17 protein-coding genes are annotated in these 17,997 nt (G+C 44.6%); 7 read left to right on the top strand and 10 right to left on the bottom strand.

The window, feature by feature from the left end:
• Nucleotides 1–483: 483 nt before the first annotated feature.
• A complete protein-coding gene (locus R7R78_RS15595) occupies nt 484–1,356 on the bottom strand; it encodes a Tim44 domain-containing protein (RefSeq protein WP_005384268.1) in 873 nt (290 codons plus the stop codon).
• Between the two features lie 392 nt (nt 1,357–1,748).
• Between R7R78_RS15595 and R7R78_RS15590 the strand changes: the two genes are divergently transcribed.
• The 3 genes from R7R78_RS15590 to R7R78_RS15580 all read left to right on the top strand — a co-directional run bounded on the left by R7R78_RS15590 (nt 1,749) and on the right by R7R78_RS15580 (nt 5,271).
• Entirely contained in the window at nt 1,749–2,339 is a 591-nt protein-coding gene (locus tag R7R78_RS15590) for a TetR/AcrR family transcriptional regulator (protein ID WP_005382308.1), read from the top strand.
• A gap of 13 nt (nt 2,340–2,352) precedes the next feature.
• Nucleotides 2,353–4,227, top strand: a complete 1,875-nt coding sequence (locus R7R78_RS15585; RefSeq protein WP_225473981.1) for an MFS transporter — start codon at nt 2,353–2,355, stop codon at nt 4,225–4,227.
• Between the two features lie 114 nt (nt 4,228–4,341).
• Nucleotides 4,342–5,271, top strand: a complete 930-nt coding sequence (locus R7R78_RS15580) for a YeiH family protein (RefSeq protein ID WP_017819997.1) — start codon at nt 4,342–4,344, stop codon at nt 5,269–5,271.
• Here the strand turns inward: R7R78_RS15580 and R7R78_RS15575 are convergent.
• The 7 genes from R7R78_RS15575 to R7R78_RS15545 all read right to left on the bottom strand — a co-directional run bounded on the left by R7R78_RS15575 (nt 5,268) and on the right by R7R78_RS15545 (nt 12,779).
• Nucleotides 5,268–5,456, bottom strand: coding sequence for a hypothetical protein (locus tag R7R78_RS15575; protein ID WP_017634658.1), 189 nt, complete (start codon nt 5,454–5,456; stop codon nt 5,268–5,270). The two genes, R7R78_RS15580 and R7R78_RS15575, sit on opposite strands and share 4 nt — an antisense overlap.
• Before the next feature lie 100 nt (nt 5,457–5,556).
• Nucleotides 5,557–6,984, bottom strand: coding sequence for an o-succinylbenzoate--CoA ligase (menE, locus tag R7R78_RS15570; RefSeq protein WP_225473980.1), 1,428 nt, complete (start codon nt 6,982–6,984; stop codon nt 5,557–5,559).
• The gene (menC, locus tag R7R78_RS15565; RefSeq protein WP_186584408.1) at nt 6,969–7,958 is read right to left on the bottom strand and encodes an o-succinylbenzoate synthase; all 990 of its coding nucleotides are present in this window, start codon (nt 7,956–7,958) and stop codon (nt 6,969–6,971) included. The genes menE and menC overlap by 16 nt, the downstream gene beginning before the upstream one ends.
• Before the next feature lie 125 nt (nt 7,959–8,083).
• Nucleotides 8,084–8,950 (bottom strand): 1,4-dihydroxy-2-naphthoyl-CoA synthase, encoded by an 867-nt coding sequence (menB, locus tag R7R78_RS15560; RefSeq protein ID WP_009707163.1) that lies wholly within the window; start codon nt 8,948–8,950, stop codon nt 8,084–8,086.
• Nucleotides 8,943–9,770: a 2-succinyl-6-hydroxy-2,4-cyclohexadiene-1-carboxylate synthase gene (gene menH / locus R7R78_RS15555; RefSeq protein ID WP_225473978.1), complete on the bottom strand. Its 828-nt coding sequence runs from the start codon at nt 9,768–9,770 to the stop codon at nt 8,943–8,945. Before menH ends, menB begins: the two co-directional genes overlap by 8 nt.
• Entirely contained in the window at nt 9,757–11,475 is a 1,719-nt protein-coding gene (menD, locus tag R7R78_RS15550; RefSeq protein WP_225473975.1) for a 2-succinyl-5-enolpyruvyl-6-hydroxy-3-cyclohexene-1-carboxylic-acid synthase, read from the bottom strand. Before menD ends, menH begins: the two co-directional genes overlap by 14 nt.
• Nucleotides 11,472–12,779 carry an isochorismate synthase MenF gene (locus R7R78_RS15545; protein ID WP_033906881.1) on the bottom strand — a complete coding sequence of 436 codons (1,308 nt, stop codon included), beginning with the start codon at nt 12,777–12,779 and terminating at the stop codon, nt 11,472–11,474. The genes menD and R7R78_RS15545 overlap by 4 nt, the downstream gene beginning before the upstream one ends.
• 217 nt (nt 12,780–12,996) lie before the next feature.
• On the opposite strand from R7R78_RS15545, the gene R7R78_RS15540 reads away from it, so the two are divergent.
• From R7R78_RS15540 to R7R78_RS15530, 3 genes are all read left to right on the top strand, one after another.
• Complete coding sequence (locus R7R78_RS15540; protein ID WP_005384283.1) at nt 12,997–14,211, top strand: pyridoxal phosphate-dependent aminotransferase; 1,215 nt, start codon at nt 12,997–12,999, stop codon at nt 14,209–14,211.
• Between the two features lie 90 nt (nt 14,212–14,301).
• Nucleotides 14,302–14,886 (top strand): 5'-deoxynucleotidase, encoded by a 585-nt coding sequence (gene yfbR, locus R7R78_RS15535; RefSeq protein ID WP_025766954.1) that lies wholly within the window; start codon nt 14,302–14,304, stop codon nt 14,884–14,886.
• Nucleotides 14,887–14,901: 15 nt separating this feature from the next.
• Nucleotides 14,902–16,224 (top strand): anti-phage deoxyguanosine triphosphatase, encoded by a 1,323-nt coding sequence (locus R7R78_RS15530; RefSeq protein ID WP_005384292.1) that lies wholly within the window; start codon nt 14,902–14,904, stop codon nt 16,222–16,224.
• Nucleotides 16,225–16,230: 6 nt separating this feature from the next.
• Here R7R78_RS15530 and R7R78_RS15525 read toward each other — a convergent pair whose 3' ends face one another.
• A complete protein-coding gene (locus R7R78_RS15525) occupies nt 16,231–16,845 on the bottom strand; it encodes a tRNA-uridine aminocarboxypropyltransferase (protein WP_171344886.1) in 615 nt (204 codons plus the stop codon).
• 3 nt (nt 16,846–16,848) lie between these two features.
• Here R7R78_RS15525 and rrtA point away from each other — a divergent pair, with 3 nt between their 5' ends.
• Entirely contained in the window at nt 16,849–17,400 is a 552-nt protein-coding gene (rrtA, locus tag R7R78_RS15520; RefSeq protein WP_005382331.1) for a rhombosortase, read from the top strand.
• 98 nt (nt 17,401–17,498) lie between these two features.
• Here rrtA and R7R78_RS15515 read toward each other — a convergent pair whose 3' ends face one another.
• Nucleotides 17,499–17,783 (bottom strand): ComEA family DNA-binding protein, encoded by a 285-nt coding sequence (locus tag R7R78_RS15515; protein ID WP_031777211.1) that lies wholly within the window; start codon nt 17,781–17,783, stop codon nt 17,499–17,501.
• Nucleotides 17,784–17,997: the final 214 nt, after the last annotated feature.

Here is a 17,997-nt window from a genome sequence, read left to right as displayed (position 1 = left end):
CAGTAAATAAGTGATCAGAAATAGCGTAGGGAAAATGCTTGAGAACAAGGCGCAATTTTTCGATAAGTAGTTATTCTGCAATCAAAAATTGCAACGCAGTTATCGAGTATTTTAACAAGCTAGAATGACCAGTTATTTACTACGATTGGTATAACCTATACTCAATCTCACTAAAGTAACCAACCCCATGTGAAGCTCCACAAACAAAAGGCTGAGGAGCAGATCTTTACCCTACAAACAATGTACTAGCTATTTTGATTTTGTTAGTTCGTATGGCCTTAATATGAATGTTCAATATAACTAGGAAAACACTTGAGGACTTACTAGAAAAAGGGGGCTCGCAAAATTAGAGCAAAAGTTATCAAGCGGACTCAATTAGTGATGTTTGTGTAAAAGCACGTACAAGAAATATAAATGATAGATACAAAAAATCCCGCAGGGGGTGCGGGATTTTTACTAGTGGCTAAATCGGTTTAAAGGTGACTAGCCTTGAATACCAACGATTAACCATGGCGCATTAGGCGCAGTCAAGTCACGCTCTAGGTGCCAGATATCTTCGATTTCTTCTTCAACACCTTCTACTGTGTCACGGTAACGACCGCTAAACTGTAGACTAAGCTGTGCTTTATTTGCATCGTAATCAGCACGGACGATCTCTGCATCAACGTACATTACATCAGTATGCTGCTCACCGTCGAGCTTCGCGCGCTCTGCTTTTAGGTCTTCAAACAAGCTTGGAGAAACATATTCTTCAATAGTTTCTAGCTGGTTGTGATTCCACGCACCTTGCAGGATTCGATAGTGTTCACGAGAACCATTAATAAACGCTGCTTGGTCAAAACCCGGTGGGTAGTTATGTGGTACGTCTGTTTGAGCGCCAAAACCACCAAAGCCACCATTATTTGTGTTTGGTTGTTGCTCAAAGTTTTGCATGTTTGGTTGCTCAAACTTAGATGCGTTGCCACCAAATGCAGGCTGTTGACGATGCTGGTTCATACTGCCCTGCTTCGCACCTAGCATACCGCGCATTAGTTTAAAGATGACAAAGGCAATCAAACCAATAATTAGGATATCCATAAACTGGATACCTTCAAAAGCACCGCCAAAGAATGCAGCAAGTAGACCACCAGCAAGAAGTCCGCCTAGCAGACCACCCATAAGGCCTTTCTTACTTGAAGACTTTGTCGTCTGATCTTTGCCGACCGTATTGGTGTTTTGTTGCTGTTGTTTCGGTGCTGGTGCAGTTTTGTAGCTCTTACCGAAAGACTTACTGCCACCAAACTTCTTCGCTTCCGCGATAGGCGTTACAGCAACAGTAAACATCAATAAAGCAACAATAGAAAATAAACGTTTCATCGTTATCCTTAAAGTTAGCTATCTAAGATAGTGCCCCATTTTCAAGACGAAACAATCGTTGTTTCAAACAGTAGCACGCCAAAGATGATTTTTAAGTCATCATACTCTGTATACCGATTGATGAAAATAGCTTATAGAAGCTGACATGTATCAGAATATTGCCAAAAATGCAGACTGCTCACACTGCTTACAATTCAGCTGAAGGCGCTTGATCAATGTAAAAAAAGTATGGAATAAGTTCACTAATACTCCAGATTGTTTTACTTGAATTAGAATCAGTGACACAGCTCAGAATCCTACACCTTGAGGGCACTTGGACACATTGCCTTGTTGACGGTTAATAGGTAGCTGACTATCATATTGAACGATGTTCAATAAAGTAGTTTGAGAGTATGGCGCGCAGAAACGATCACACCCGAGAAGAGTTAGTGAATTTGACCTTAACAACGGTCAAAAACTTTTTAGATGAGAATTCTTACCACGAACTCAGTCTTCGTAAAATCGCTAACATGATTGGTTACGTGCCAAGCACATTGGTAAATGTTTTTGGTAATTATAATTTGCTACTGCTTCATGTTGTCGCTCAAACTTTAGATGAGTTATCTCAAGAAGCACGCAAAGCGACTAATGACAGCAAAGACTCCCATCAAGCGCTTTTTGAACTCGCTTATTGCTACCACGATTTTGCTCAAAAACACCCATACCGTTGGCAGTTAGTGTTCGAACACAACATGAATGGAGCAGAACTTCCGGAATGGCATGCCAAACGTATCGATGGTATGACGGGAATGCTAGAGTCACTATTGGCTCAAATCGCACCACATCGTACTGAATCCGAAGTGATTCAAGCGAGTCGAGTCCTTTGGTCTGGCGTACATGGCATTACTTTACTCAGTGTTGATGATAAGTTTTTCTCTAGTGAACCGATTGATGGCAAAGAGTTGATCAGTAACCTTCTTTCTAACTATCTCACGAACTGGTAGCAAAGGATTATCCATGTCATCCGACAGACAGCCGTCGTTACTTACGCAGAGAAAGTTCCTGCCCTATTTCATTACTCAGTTTTTTGGCGCTTTCAACGACAATATTTTTAAAAACGTTTTGCTGTTGTTTGTCGCATTCGCGGGCTCCAGTGCACTGCCTATTTCGAGCAATTTGTTCATCAACCTTGCGGCAGGCTTGTTCATTCTACCGTTCTTTCTGTTCTCTGCTTCCGCTGGCGTATTAGCCGACAAATATGAAAAGTCATGGTTTATTCGTAAGGTCAAACTATTTGAAATAGCCATCATGCTGTTGGGTGCCATCGGATTCATAACCGAAAGTTATGGTGTGCTTTTATTGCTACTGTTTTTAATGGGCACACAGTCAGCATTTTTTGGCCCAGTTAAATATGCCCTTTTGCCTCAAAAGTTAAATGCTAAAGAGTTAGTGCCCGGCAACGCTCTTGTTGAAGCTGGTACCTTTATCGCCATCCTTATTGGCACCTTAGGCGCTGGGATTATAGCCTCTGCAGACAACGCAAAATACCTTGCCGCATTTTGTGTCGTGATCTTCGCATTGTTAGGCTACTTGTCGAGCCGCTCAATCCCCTTTGCTGCAGCCAGCGCGCCCAATCTCTCTTTTCGTTGGCAACCATACAAGCAAACCAAACACACGCTCTCTATCGCCAAATCCGATCGAGTTGTTTTTCAATGCATAATGGCAATAAGCTGGTTTTGGTTTTTAGGCGCCGCATATCTAACACAATTTCCGAATTTCACTAAGATTTACCTAAATGGCACCGAGAGTGCGGTGTCTTTCTTGCTCGCTCTATTTTCCATTGGTATCGCGCTAGGGTCGCTACTTTGCAATTGGATCTCAAACCATCGTATCGAAGTCGGTATTGTGCCAATTGGTGCCTTTGGCATTACGGTATTTGGGTACCTAATGGCCACTTCCATTCCCAATGATCTACCTACTTTCCATAACTTTGTAGACTTCTTTAGATATGAGCCTTTTTGGCCATTATTTTTCTACCTATTGATGATTGGCGCTTCGGGCGGTTTGTTTATCGTGCCTCTTTACGCATTAATGCAGCATCGAGCAAAGGAAACCGAACGTGCTCAAGTCATCGCAGGGCTCAACATTTTTAACTCTCTGTTTATGGTCGGCAGCGCTGTCTTAGGTATTGTGTGCCTAAGTGTAATCAAGATGACAATTCCTCAGCTGTTTGCATTGTTAGCCGTTTTAAATTTCTTAGTCGCCGCTTACATCTTTTTGCAAATTCCTATTTTTGTAGTTCGCTTTGTCATGTGGATGCTTACGCACACCATCTATCGAGTTAAGCATAAGAATCTACACAACCTACCCGAGCATGGTGGGGCATTGATTGTATGTAATCATGTAAGCTACATGGATGCATTGCTACTTAGTGCCGTATGCCCAAGGTTGATTCGTTTTGTGATGGAGGAAGATTACGCCAACCTACCTCCATTAAGGCGCTTTTTACGTCGAACTGGGGTAATTCCAATTTCAGCGAGTAGCAGAAGCTCTATCAGACGTGCATTTAACGATGTGGAAGCTGCGCTAAGCGAAGGTCATATCGTCTGTATTTTCCCTGAAGGAAGATTAACTTCAGATGGTGAAATGAATGAATTCATGCGCGGTATTGATATCATTCTACGTCGTAGCCCAGTACCCGTCATACCTGTTGCACTTAAAGGCTTATGGGGAAGCTATTTCAGCCGCGCAAAAGGTCGCGCATGCTGTGGCTTACCGACTCGATTTTGGTCAAAGCTAGAAATTGAAGCTGGACAACCGGTGCCACCAAATGAAGCAACGGCAAAAACAATGTTCGATAAAGTGCATCAACTTAGAGGCGACTGGCGATAAATACACTTGAACACATGTTTAGGATAACTGAACATGTGTTCAAATCATTAAGACAAACTGACCACACCCAGTGCGATATACTCTCCCTTTCATTCACAACAGCGAATAAAAACCTTGAATAGAAACTACCTCCTGTTTGGATTGGCGTTACTTTTTTGTCTAACCCCTCTTGCCTCCTCTCCCATTGCTCTAGTTATCGGTTTTCTACTCGCAAGTTTTGGTTTTGTGCCTTCCGAGCTGCCCATCGCTTCTTTTACTAAAAAGCTGCTGTCTTACTCGATTATTGGCTTAGGCTTTGGCATCAACTTCGAGCAAGCGCTTACAGTCACATCGGATGGTATCGGCCTGATCATCGCCACTATTACAGGCACACTGATCATGGGTACTCTCATTGCCAGGGTACTTAAATTGGAGCGAGTAACCGCTTACTTAATCTCATCAGGTACTGCAATTTGTGGTGGTAGCGCAATTGCTGCTGTGGCACCGGCGATTAAAGCGAAAGACGAGCAGATTGGATTAGCACTGGCAACGGTATTTGTCCTGAACTCCATTGCACTCTTTGTGTTTCCTGTGATTGGACATGCTTTAGGGCTAGATCAACACACGTTTGGCACATGGGCTGCGATTGCCATTCATGACACATCTTCTGTTGTCGGGGCTGCCTCGGCCTATGGGGAAGAAGCGCTAACTACGGCAACAACATTGAAACTCGCGCGCGCTTTATGGATCATTCCTGTTGCTTTGATCAGTGCCGTCATCTTTTCAAGAGGCCAAAAAGAGTATGGAAAGAAAAAACTAGCTATCCCTTATTTCATTTTTTGGTACTGTGCAGCTATCGCGTTTAGCGACTTCTTTCCTCAATTTGAAATGGTCTATCACGGCATTTTCATTGGAGCAAAGCAAGCGTTGGTTGTATGTCTGTTCTTGATAGGTTGTAGCATTTCAATTTCAAAACTAAAGTCTGCTGGAGCTAAGCCGCTGTTGTTTGGTGTGACTCTGTGGGTGTTAATTTCGACCACTTCTCTAAGTTGGTTACTGTTTTAGATATTGGTGGTCTGCTTATCGCGTTGAGGGGACGGTATTTCCCGTTTGCTATTTTTGTATATAACGACCAACGCAATAGCGATCAAAAATGCCGTTAGCTCTGCAAGAGAGCGGGCTAGCCCTTCACTACTTATCGCGATACCAATTTGTAGTGCTACTGCCGCAATTAAAACTAGCTTTGCCATCCTGAACCTTATGCATTTTCTCTCCACGAAGAAGCATAATTATGATTCAGAGTTATAAGGATACGAAATTCTCTTTATGACTAATACATAGCAAAATTGACTAATGCTGAAGTGATGACAACAGCCACTCTTTCACGGCCTTACGTGAAATTTTGATCCCACCTTCTAGTAGAGTTAGTGGCATTACATGGTATCCCACTGGCCATTTAAACTTCTCTAACTTTGATTGCAAGTGCTGGTCATACTCCGACTTGCTGCGCAATCCATTGGTCTGAATCACAGCTACTGGTCTATGACCAAACTCCGCGTCTTCGACTGGAACCACTATACTCTGCACTACACCATCAATTTGGTTCAAAGCGGCTTCAATCTCTTCACAATGGATATTCTCACCACCAGAGATAAACTGATTGTCGGCACGGCCGATTATCTTTAATTCATCACCTTGCCACTCGCCAAGATCTTTGCTGTCAAACCAGCCTTTCTCATCCAGAAATGGGGTAACATGTCCTTGATGGAAATACCCTGCCGCTAATGTCTTACCGCCAACAAAAATGCGTTGGTCAACTAATTTTATCTTACGGTGCTTCAATACATGTCCAGCATTACTGGTGCTGTCAATTCTCTTTGCGGTAACGGTAGAGGCCGCCTCCGTCATCCCATAACCTAACCACGTCTCAATGCCTTGCCCTGATGCTCGTAGTGCCAACTCATGATCAACGTGACTGCCGCCCAGTAGCACATGTGTCAATGACAAATGTGCATCATCATCCAATAACCGTTTGAGCTGAGTCGCAACCAAAGAAGCGTGTGATACGCCCTGAATATCATCAACAAGTTTCCCTGAACCGACTTTTAGTGTTGCTCCGACATATAGCCAACGATAGACAATCGCTAATCCAGAGACGTGATACAGCGGAAGCGATAACAGCCAAGCATCTTGCTGAGTGAAAATGAACTCCTGCAACAAGCCCTCTGCAGACGCAAGATGCTGTCGATGTGTATGAACCACAGCTTTAGGCTCCCCTGTAGAGCCAGAAGTAAATACTACTGAAGCGAGCCGGTCATGATGATAGCTATCTTCAGTCAACGAATCACTCTCTTGCTGTGATACTGCAGGCGGTGAAAGCAATGTTGCCTTGAGTTTTTGTATATCATGTTCAGAAAAGGTCGAAGCGCACTCCTGAGAAAACCAGATAAACCGAGTTTGATCAGGCCTGTAAAGTGTAGCAAGCTTACCCTGCAACTTATCTAGTGGTTGTTCCATGGTCAGCGCAGCGAGCGCACCCAACTGTTTGGAGGCAAGATAAAACAACAGTGTTTCTACTTGGTTCTTGCCAACCAAAGTCAGCACATCCCCCCGAGTTACACCCAAGTCATTCAAATAGTGAGTGTATTGGTCAATACGCTTCGAGAGTTGTTGCCAGTTTAATACTTCTGTTGATGTCTTGAGTGCAATAGAAAAAGGGCTCGTTTGAGCCCAATATTTCCATGGTGCCTTCGCAATATTGTCTACGCAGAATGCCACACAATCTCCTGGTCTTTTAGAGGAAGAACGGGAAGTTCACACTTAGGCCAGCCCTGCTCTAGCTGAGCTTTGAATAAGCCAATCGTATCCAAACCTGGAACTTCATCAGGCAGCTGCCATTGGGCAAAGCGCGCTAATTGAGTTAAACCGAGACTGGATTCAATGCTCGAGCTAATCACTGCTTTCATCCCTAGTGACTTCGCTTTCTTTATCAGTGTAATACAAAAATCCACTGAACCAATGAGTGTGGGTTTGATGATGATCGTTTTCACACCAGTTAGATCTTCAAGACGGAAATCTTCACGACGAACCGCATCTTGCAATGTTTCATCCCAAGCGATAGCAATACCAGTATTAATCGCAAAAGAGAGACTATCGCCAGGAGAGCGGCACGGCTCTTCCAAAAAGGTAATGCGCTGACGCAAAGACGGAGTAATGTATTTAGCAAACTGCTGCGCTTTTTCTGGTGTCCAAGCGCGGTTTGCATCAAGTCGAAGCGTTAATTGAGGGATTGATTCAAGAAAAAGGTTCACAAGCATGCCATCGCGAATTGGCTCATAAAGTCCAACTTTCACCTTAGCGACTTTCTCACCTTCCATTTCGTTCAGCTTTGGAATGAGCTCATCTGGGTCGCCAGTGCATAGTGGCGCTGTTTGGTATTTACCTTGTTGTGGTAAGCCACCAGCTAATTCAAGCTGTGCCATCGATAAACCAAACGCAACCGACGGGTACATATTGGCATAATCCACATCCAACTCTGCAACCCAACGCTCCGCCTGTTCTTGTAGCTGAACACCCGCATCTTCGGCGCTCTCTAAGCTAAAACCAGGAAGAGGAGCGACTTCTCCAAGCCCTGTTTTACCATCTTCGGAAAGCGCAACAACATAACCAACACGTTCGGTTAGCTTGTTGTCACGTAGGATGACACCACTATCCATGGGCAAGCTATAACGATAAATTTTCGCTTCACGCATAATTCAAGTCCTATGTAATGCCGTATATTTGAGCGTTCTGACGAGCAATCCCACCAGCCTCCCAGAGGGCGAGGCGCTCAGGAAAAAAGGAACAGAGGAGCTAACACGCTCCTCATTTAGACGGATTATGGGTTGCGAGGGAATTTATCGAAGTCTGGGCGACGCTTCTCGTTAAAGGCATTACGACCTTCTTGGCCTTCATCTGTCATGTAGAACATCATCGTTGCGTTACCCGCTAACTCTTGCAGACCCGCTTGACCATCACAATCTGCGTTTAATGCAGCTTTTAAGCAACGCAGTGCCATTGGGCTGTGCTGTAGTACTTCACGACACCAACGAACGGTTTCTTTCTCTAGATCCGCTAGTGGTACAACTGTGTTTACTAGGCCCATGTCTACTGCTTCTTGAGCATTGTAGAAACGACATAGGAACCAAATTTCGCGAGCTTTCTTTTGGCCTACGATGCGAGCCATGTAAGATGCGCCCCAACCTCCGTCAAATGAACCCACTTTAGGGCCTGTTTGACCAAATTGAGCGTTGTCAGCTGCAATTGTTAGATCACACATCATATGCAGTACATGACCACCGCCAACAGCCCAACCAGCTACCGATGCAATAACTGGTTTTGGACAAGTACGAATATCGCGTTGGAAGTCCAATACGTTTAGGTGGTGCGTACCTTGGTCGTCTTTATAGCCGCCGTAGTCGCCACGGATCTTCTGGTCGCCGCCAGAACAGAATGCGTCTTCACCTAGACCTGTCAGAATGATCACGCCAACACCAGAGTCGTAGCGTGCATCTGCCAACGCATCAATCATCTCTTTTACCGTTTGAGGACGAAACGCGTTACGCACTTGAGGACGTGCAATAGTGATTTTCGCGATACCATCTACAGACTTGTGATAATGAATGTCCTCGTATTTCTCGCTGCAATCTTTCCATTGAACCGGAGCGTAAAGTTCTTCTTCAGAAATGCCTACTGTTTTAGCCATGGTGATTCCCATTGTTCTCGTTACTCTCACCAAAGTGAGACTGAATTATTTGCTTGATATGTATCGCAAACTGTTTGGGCTGCTCTTGATGGACGTTATGACCAGCGCCTTCAACTTGTCGATACGCCAACCCGCTACGTTGTGCCAGTTGGCTAAATTTTTGGTCTTTCTCACCACACAAGTAATACACTGGTATGTTCTGCTTTTGCAGTGAGGGCAACAAATATGCCTGTTTGGCTAACGATGTCGCCATCAACGTATTCGCCACCGCTGAGCCAAGATTATCACTTCGCTTCGCAATGAATGTTTGTCTTTGCTCATGGTTTAGTGAAGAAAACACCGCTTGTTGGTACCAATCGTTCAAAACACGTTCAAGTGGTTCAGTTTTGAAACGCATTGCCCAGCGAGCATCATTCTCTAATCTCACCTGTTTCTCTGACTCAGTTTGAAGCCCGAAGTTTCCCCCTTCAATAATCGCGCCTGCAATATTGAGATCTGGAAAGCATTGATGGGCAATACCATGCATCGCAATGCGGCCGCCCATAGAGTATCCAATCAAAATAAGTGGTTGTTGTGAGGGAAATAATAAAGATAGTGTGGAACCAAGAAGTTTGCAGCAATCATTTAAATCGCAGCAAAAAATAGATTGGCTGCGTCCGTGACCAGGAAGGTCAACCGTCACACGCTCATATTCGGGTAATGCATTTAAACACGCGAGCCAATCGGCACCGCTACCGAGTAAGCCATGCAAAAACACCAAAGTGGGCAACGTTCTACTTTGGTGTTTTTCTAATACAGGGAAACGTTCAAAGTAAAGCATTCAGACTCTTATTAAATGCCTTGAGTGTCTCAGCAGCTTGGTTAGATGGGGTTTGAACCTCGACCAGCAACGTTCCTTGGCGGTGACATAAATGCTCTTTTACAGATGATTGGAATTGCTCCAGTGTAGAAACATGCAAATACGCCAAACCAAACTGCTTTGCCGCGTGTTCAAACTGATAACCATGAGGCATTTGATAATATGTCGTCCTGCGCTCTGGTGGTACTGGCAACATATCAAAAATCGCACCGCCGTCATTATTAGTAACAACAAGTACCGCCGGCAGTTTATTGTGAGAAAATAGCGCCAGAGAATTGAGATCATAAAGTGCTGCTGTGTCACCAATATACACCAGTAACGGATTACCTCTTGCCCGTTGCACGCCTGATGCCGTAGCAAACAAACCGTCAATCCCTGACGCGCCTCGATTAGTGAAAACCTCTACACCATCCAATTTTCCGTACATATCAACAAGCCGAACAAACAAGCTATTACCCAAGAAAACATCTACGTTCTTTGTGCGCTCGTTGATGTCTGCTGCCAACGCAATTTCGTCAACGGCAGACGCTGAATCAGATAGGAAGGCTTCTTCGATACGTTGATGAACTCGCTTAACGTCATTCGCTAACCTATCAGCCCACCCAGCAAATATTGACTTCTCAAAGCTAATGCGAGAAACCCACGTTTTAGGAGGCTCAACCCAGTGCATTTGCGCCAGATGATTTTGGTTATTCCGGTCCATACAAGGTGAGACATACCAATACTGAACGTCTTTATCTTGTTGACTCTGCGAAACTTGTTTATCAATCCAATGATTCAAACGTTTTGAGATGATTCGGCTACCAAATTGGATAATAAGTTCACAAGATTCAAGCTCGTTTGCGAACTCGGGAAGTTGAAGCCATACATCGTAATACGCCCAATCCGAACTGAGACCACTTTGCGGGTCTGCAAGTACTGGCCATCCCATCTTTTGTGCAAATGCCTGCGCCGACTTCGCTTGTTCAAGCGGTAAGCTGCCAATCACAACCAAGCCTTTTTTGTCCGAAAAAGACGGGATGCTCGCCTGTGACAAATGGCTAAAACGCTGAGTATAAGTGCCGCTTCCTTTTCGCCATCCGGCGACCGAATCTAAGTAGGTTTGATAATCCGCTTTTGCGCCGTTGGAATACAAAGGCTCTGGAAATGCACAATTAATATGAACGGCACTACCCTGCAATTGCTGAGTAAACATCACTTCGTCAACAGAGGTCAGCAACCAGTTAAGCGACGTTGCTAAATTTGGGCTTGGTAAATTCAAACTGGCCGAAACATGATGTGAAAAAATACCCAATTGATTTATCGCTTGGTTTGCACCACAGCCGACAAGTTCTACTGGACGATCTGCTGTCAGCAGCACCAGTTTTTCACCAGTAAGTTTGGCTTCGGCAACCGACGGTAGTAAGTTCGCCACTGCCGTACCAGAGGTAACGATAATTGCCACGGGCTCCTGAGTAGCTTTCGCTAAACCAAGAGCCATAAAGCCCAATCCACGCTCATCAAAATGAGTATGAATGGAAAAGTCGGACTGTTCTGCCGCTTCTAAAGTTAAAGGCGTAGAACGAGATCCGGGAGCGATACAAACATGCTTAACGCCAAATCGTTGAAGCTCAATCAATATGGTTTCTGACCAAACTCGATTGAGCACCGCTTGGTCATGACTCATGATGCGACTCCCAATGGCGGATGATCAGAAATCAGCGTAAGTAACGTCGACATTTTCTTATCAAGTTCTGCCCACTCATGTTCTGCAATGGAGCCTGGAACAATCCCTGCGCCCGCAAACAGTTGTACTTGCTCACCGAGCACAAGCGCACTTCTGATTGCGACACAAAACTCTGCTCGTTCATGGCTGATGTAACCCATTGACCCCGCGTACCAGCCGCGTGCAAAGGGCTCATTATCAAGAATAAACTGCATAGACTCTTGTCGGGGTAAGCCAGCAACCGCCGCTGTTGGCTGAAGCGCCGATAACAACTGAACACCATTTATCCCCGCTCTTAGACTAGCGTGAATATTTCGCTTAAGGTGCTGCACTTTTCGTAGTCTGACCAAACTCGGTTCAGCTTCCACTTCAACCATTTCAGAATGCGGTGATAGACGATCAATGATGTCGTCCACCACATACTGGTTTTCGTTGAGGTTCTTTTGGTCTTGGGATAACCAATTCGCCAACTCCATATCTTGAGTGGCATTGTCTCCCCGACCAATCGTACCTGCTAACGCTTCGGTATGTAGCTCATGCCCTACGCGAGAATACAAACGTTCTGGCGTAGACCCCATAAAACTGTGCTTACTGTCTAAGCTCAGCATGAAATGGAAGCTATGATGGTTATTTAAGTAACTTGCTTTAAGTAGCTGTGCAGCACTTAATGTGTTATCAAGCTGCACGGTAGAGCGACGCGCTAAAACCACTTTCTTAAAATCATCATTCTCTATACCAGTCAGAACCTTATGAACTAACTCATTCCATTGAGGCTGACTTGGCGTATGAACAATAGAGCGGATGTGAGACGAAATTGGAGCTAAGGTTGCGACCTCACAAACCAGTTTATTCAACCCAGCTAGAGTTCGCGCTTTGTCTTCTGAAATATTAACTGCGAGAGACCACTGTTGGTCAAAACGAATTAACTCAATTTGAGGCAAAAAGAAAAAAGAAGGCATACAGCGACGATTCTTCTCATGCTGTCCATCAAAAGAGCGCCCGCCCCAGACTCTTTGCCCTTCACCTAGAATGGTATAAGCAGGACCTGGCTCAACAAAAGCGTGCAATTGCCCTAGTGCAACGACCTCTTCACGTGTATCGCGGGACTGCCAATAAAACTTAGGGAAAAGTGGTTGTGCATCAAGCCAATCAATAAATGAGAAATTAGGTTTCTCGCTAAGGGGCTCGACCAGACGTGTTTGATTGCCTTCCGATTGCTGAACTCGCTCGATAATTCTCTTTACGGCTTGATGGAACTGTGACAAATCAACCTCGTTGTATGTGAGGATAAATGGTAACTGACGGCTACTCTAAGTTTAGACCCAAAGCAAATCAAGGTCGTATGCGATCTTTTGCAAAATCCTGTGATAGCAAGCGAGCAAAACTTAACCAGCAGACAGATTATTTACAGATATATATTCTAATAAAAAACAAATTATTGTATTTTAATAAAGAAATTAACGAATTTTTAGGAATTAAACAATGCAAAATATCGGGATGTCGTCAAAACTCGACAATGTCTGCTACGACATTAGGGGTCCTGTACTCAAACATGCTAAGCGCATGGAGGAAGAAGGGCATAAAATCCTAAAGCTAAACATTGGTAACCCTGCCCCATTTGGTTTTGACGCCCCTGATGAGATTTTAGTCGACGTGATTCGTAATCTGCCGACTTCTCAAGGCTATTGTGATTCCAAAGGCATTTACTCTGCTCGTAAAGCTGTGGTCCAACACTATCAGCGTAAAGGTATACGCTCGCTAGATGTCGAAGATGTGTATGTAGGTAACGGCGTGTCTGAGTTGATCGTAATGGCCATGCAAGCGCTATTAAACAATGGCGACGAAATGCTGATCCCAGCACCAGACTATCCGTTATGGACAGCTTCAGTTGCACTATCTGGTGGTAAGCCGGTTCATTATCTATGTGATGAAGAGGCTGACTGGTACCCAGACCTTGAAGACATCAAAAAGAAAATCACACCAAAGACACGTGGCATTGTTCTGATCAACCCGAACAACCCGACAGGTGCGGTATACAGCCGTGACTTCCTACTTGAAGTGATTGAGATAGCACGCCAGCACAAACTGATCATTTTCGCAGATGAGATCTACGACAAAGTGTTGTACGACGGTGCAACACATACCTCAGTCGCCACACTCACTGAAGACGTGCTAGTCATGACATTCAATGGCCTTTCAAAAGCCTACCGTGTTTGTGGTTTCCGTGGTGGCTGGATGTTCTTAACGGGGCCTAAACATCTGGCTCAAGGGTACGTGAATGGCTTGGAGCTGCTTTCATCGATGCGTTTATGTGCAAACGTACCAATGCAACATGCCATTCAAACCGCGTTAGGTGGATACCAGAGTATCAATGAACTGATTTTACCTGGCGGACGCTTGTTAGAGCAGCGCAACCGAGCGTATGAACTGATCAATCAGATTCCTGGCGTTTCTTGTGTCAAACCTAAGGGTGCGATGTACCTCTTCCCGAAAATCGACACTAAAATGTACAACATCAAGAACGATCAACAGATGGTTTTAGATTTCTTAAAACAAGAGAAAGTCTTACTGGTGCAAGGTTCCGGCTTTAACTGGCCAAAACCAGACCACTTCCGCATCGTGACACTACCGCACGTTGAAGATCTAGAAATCGCCATTGGACGTTTTGAAAGATTCCTATCAACCTACAGCCAGTAATGAATCACTGGTAGTAATTAGTGCTGATCTCTCATATGCTTAGAGGAACTCCTAGTGAGTTCCTTTTTTACACCAGAAACGGAGAAAGCCATGAAAGAAAGCCATTTTTTCGCCCACCTGGCTCGAATGAAGCTGATCCAACGCTGGCCTTTAATGCGGTCCGTCTCACCAGAAAACGTTTCAGAGCATAGCTTACAAGTTGCTTTTGTCGCTCATGCCCTTGCCCTCATTAAAAACAAAAAGTTCGGCGGCAACCTTAATCCAGAACGCATCGCGATTCTTGCCATGTACCATGACTCCAGTGAAGTATTAACGGGTGATCTTCCGACTCCAGTGAAGTATTACAACCCTGAAATTGCCAAAGAATATAAGAAGATAGAATCGGCAGCGGAGCAAAAATTACTCTCAATGTTACCGGAAGAGTTCCAAGATGACTTTGCCCCCTATCTTCTTTCTCACTCTGCTCACGAAGAGGACGCAAAAATCGTTAAGCAAGCCGATTCCATCTGTGCCTATTTAAAATGTCTCGAAGAACTAAGCGCCGGCAACCATGAGTTCGCTCTGGCAAAAAAACGCTTAGACGTCACTTTGCAAGAACGCAGAACGCCTGAAATGGATTACTTTCTCAATACCTTTGCCCCAAGTTTCGAATTATCGTTAGATGAAATCAGTTAGCTTACGGAGATAATCGTGTCGTTTGAATTACACCCGCAATGGCAAGAGCGCCATGATGATGAGCATAAAATCCGTCGAGACGACCATCGGAGCCCGTACCAACGAGACCGAGCGCGCATTCTTCACTCGGCTGCATTTCGACGCCTACAAGCAAAAACCCAAGTACACGGCAATAGCTTGGAAGACTTTCACCGCAGCCGGTTAACACACTCCTTAGAAGCGTCGCAACTCGGGACTGGTATCGTCGCCCAACTAAAGAAAAAACAACCAGAGTTCCGTGATCTATTGCCGTCAGACAGCTTAATTGATTCATTATGTTTGGCGCACGACATCGGGCATCCTCCATACGGTCACGGGGGAGAAGTCGCTCTAAACTACGTAATGCGCGAACATGGCGGCTTCGAGGGGAACGCCCAAACCTTTCGTATCGTCACTAAGTTAGAGCCTTATACCGAGCATTTCGGAATGAATTTATCACGCCGCACACTGCTTGGTTTGATTAAGTACCCTGCCCTCATTAGTCAAACACGCTCCGTCAAATTGCCTCAACCAGCCGAGCATCAACGTAAACTAAAAGCAAAAGATTGGAGCCCAGCTAAAGGCATTTATGATTGTGATAAAGACTTATTTGATTGGGTAATTGCACCGCTTTCTGACAACGACAAGGCATTGCTTAGTCTGATGCGTTCAACGCCAGAATCGGAGTTTGAGCACAGTAAAACGCGTTTTAAATCACTCGATTGCTCAATCATGGAGCTAGCAGATGATATCGCCTACGGTGTTCATGATTTAGAAGATGCAATCGTACTTGGTATGGTGACACGTCAGCAATGGCAAGAAGGCGCAGCAAGTCAATTAGCGGACTGTGGCGACCCGTGGTTTGAAGCTCATATCGATTCCATCGGACAGATGCTATTTAGCGGTAAGCACCATGAGCGGAAAGATGCCATCGGTGGTATGGTTAACGCGCTACTGACCAGCATTTCAATCAAAGCGGTGGATGAGCCGTTTAATAACCCGTTACTGTCTTGGAATGCGTGTTTAGAACCACAGATGGCACGTGCACTTGACGTACTCAAGCACTTTGTCAGCACCTTCGTTATCCAAGTCCCGCAGGTTCAGATCGTTGAGTATAAGGGTCAGCAAATTATTATGGATATTTTTGAAGCGTTAACAGCAGACCCAGAGCGATTACTACCCGTTCATACAAAAGATCTGTGGTGTCAGGCGAAGAGCGAGAGCAATAAGATGAGGGTCATCGCCGATTATATTTCTGCAATGACCGATGGTCACGCGCAAAAGCTACACCGCCAACTTTTCTCTTCCATCGTTCTTTAGTAACACTCAACCTTTCAAGTAATTCTTTTCAAAAACGCCCGGAGGCATCTGGGCGATTTGGAATTCGATCATATTTTCAAAGGCATGCATAAGCGGTGTAAAGTCGCGCTCGGGTTCAAGCAAGCGAAGCGAATGATAACCAGCCTCGACAGTCGATAAGCTATTCTCAGAGGGCGCCTTACGAATGGTGTAGTGCCCTTGTAGTTGCTTAGGCAACTGCACGGTTGGGAGTGGATGTAAGTTGCTTGAGAGTTGCCACATTTTGTACGCTTTTTTCCACGTACCATCGAGCAAAATCAAACGTATTTTCTTAGATACACTATGACTCGCTTGAGTGATTTCAGAAATGCATCGTGACTCTTCTGATGGGTAAAGAACAAAATGTTGATATGACTCATCCGCTAATAAGTGATTTAAGGCATCATCACAAGAAAAGTCCTCTCCTATCAAACAAATACAGTTATCTAAACTCAAATTGAGAATCCGTGCCGTACCAAGCGGACGATGTTCTTCACTCGTGTGCTGAAGAATGATAAGTTCTACCTCGCTTGCCAGCGGTACAATCCATTGGCAAATACACGCTTTTTGCGATTTTCCACAACGAGAACAATAACGAGACATAGAGTGAACCTTTATACCTTGCTGAGTATTATCAGCGTGATCTGTTTGATACTTCAATTTGAACCAATGGCAAGCCTAACCGAGTGGCACAGCTACAATATACGCCATGGTGAATGGTGGCGAATCGTAACAGGAAATCTCACACATACCAACTTTGCGCACTTAGGAATGAACCTCGCCGGATTGTGGATCATTACTTTTATTTTTCGCCCAAGCACTCGTAACTTCCTTATCGTTTTTTCAATCTTATGTGCATGTGTTGGTGCGCTGAATTTGTTTACCAACATGTCGGTATACGTGGGTTTATCCGGCGTATTACACGGATTGTTTGGATTTTGGGCGCTCAGAGAAGTCTTTGAAAGCAGAAGAAGCAGTGTGTTGTTAGTTGGAGGACTAATCGCCAAAGTAGCATGGGAGCAGGTCTATGGCCCATCCAGCAGTACTGCTGAGCTTATCGGTGCAAACGTTGCTATTGATGCTCATATGTTTGGCGCACTCGGTGGGTTAGTAATGGCTTTACTGGAAAAAGGCCTTCGCCGTCGTTTATTCGGATAAAAAATCCCGAACCACGAAAGAGGGGCTGGTTCGGGAAAGCAGTAATAGGGAAACAGATATTGTTCTGAATTCAGACTCAATATCTGCAATACATCAAGCTACAGTAAAATGCGGTCTTCGTTTTTCTTAACTGTCGCTTCACCTATGCCTTTTACGCTCTTCAAATCTGCTGCCGTTTTAAAAGGGCCATGTTCCTCGCGGTAGTCCACTATACTCTGCGCTTTCTTCTCACCTATACCTTTCAACATGGTCGCAATTTCTTCAGCAGTGGCCGTGTTGATATTTACAGTAATTTCAATTCCTTCATATTTGTCAGTGGCTGAATCCGCAGCCATGCTAAAAGGTGCAAAAACAAATAAGCACAATGTCAAAATCCATTTCATATTGAACATACAATCTCCAAAATAGTAGGCTAAAAACAGTCGTCGAGAGCGAGTCACTATCAAGTTTGCAATGGAAAGCAATATGGTTATGCATTTAACAAACTGAGATGACCCGGAATTCACAACGGCCGCTATCACTTAAACGCGCACTAATTTAAGTAATGCCTATTGATGATTGAAGTTCATAAAGACAAAAATAAAACGGACCGCTTAT

The organism is Vibrio sp. 2134-1 (assembly GCF_033339495.1).
Note: the sequence above shows the minus strand (reverse complement) of the source record. Positions and strands in the feature narration are given on the sequence as shown.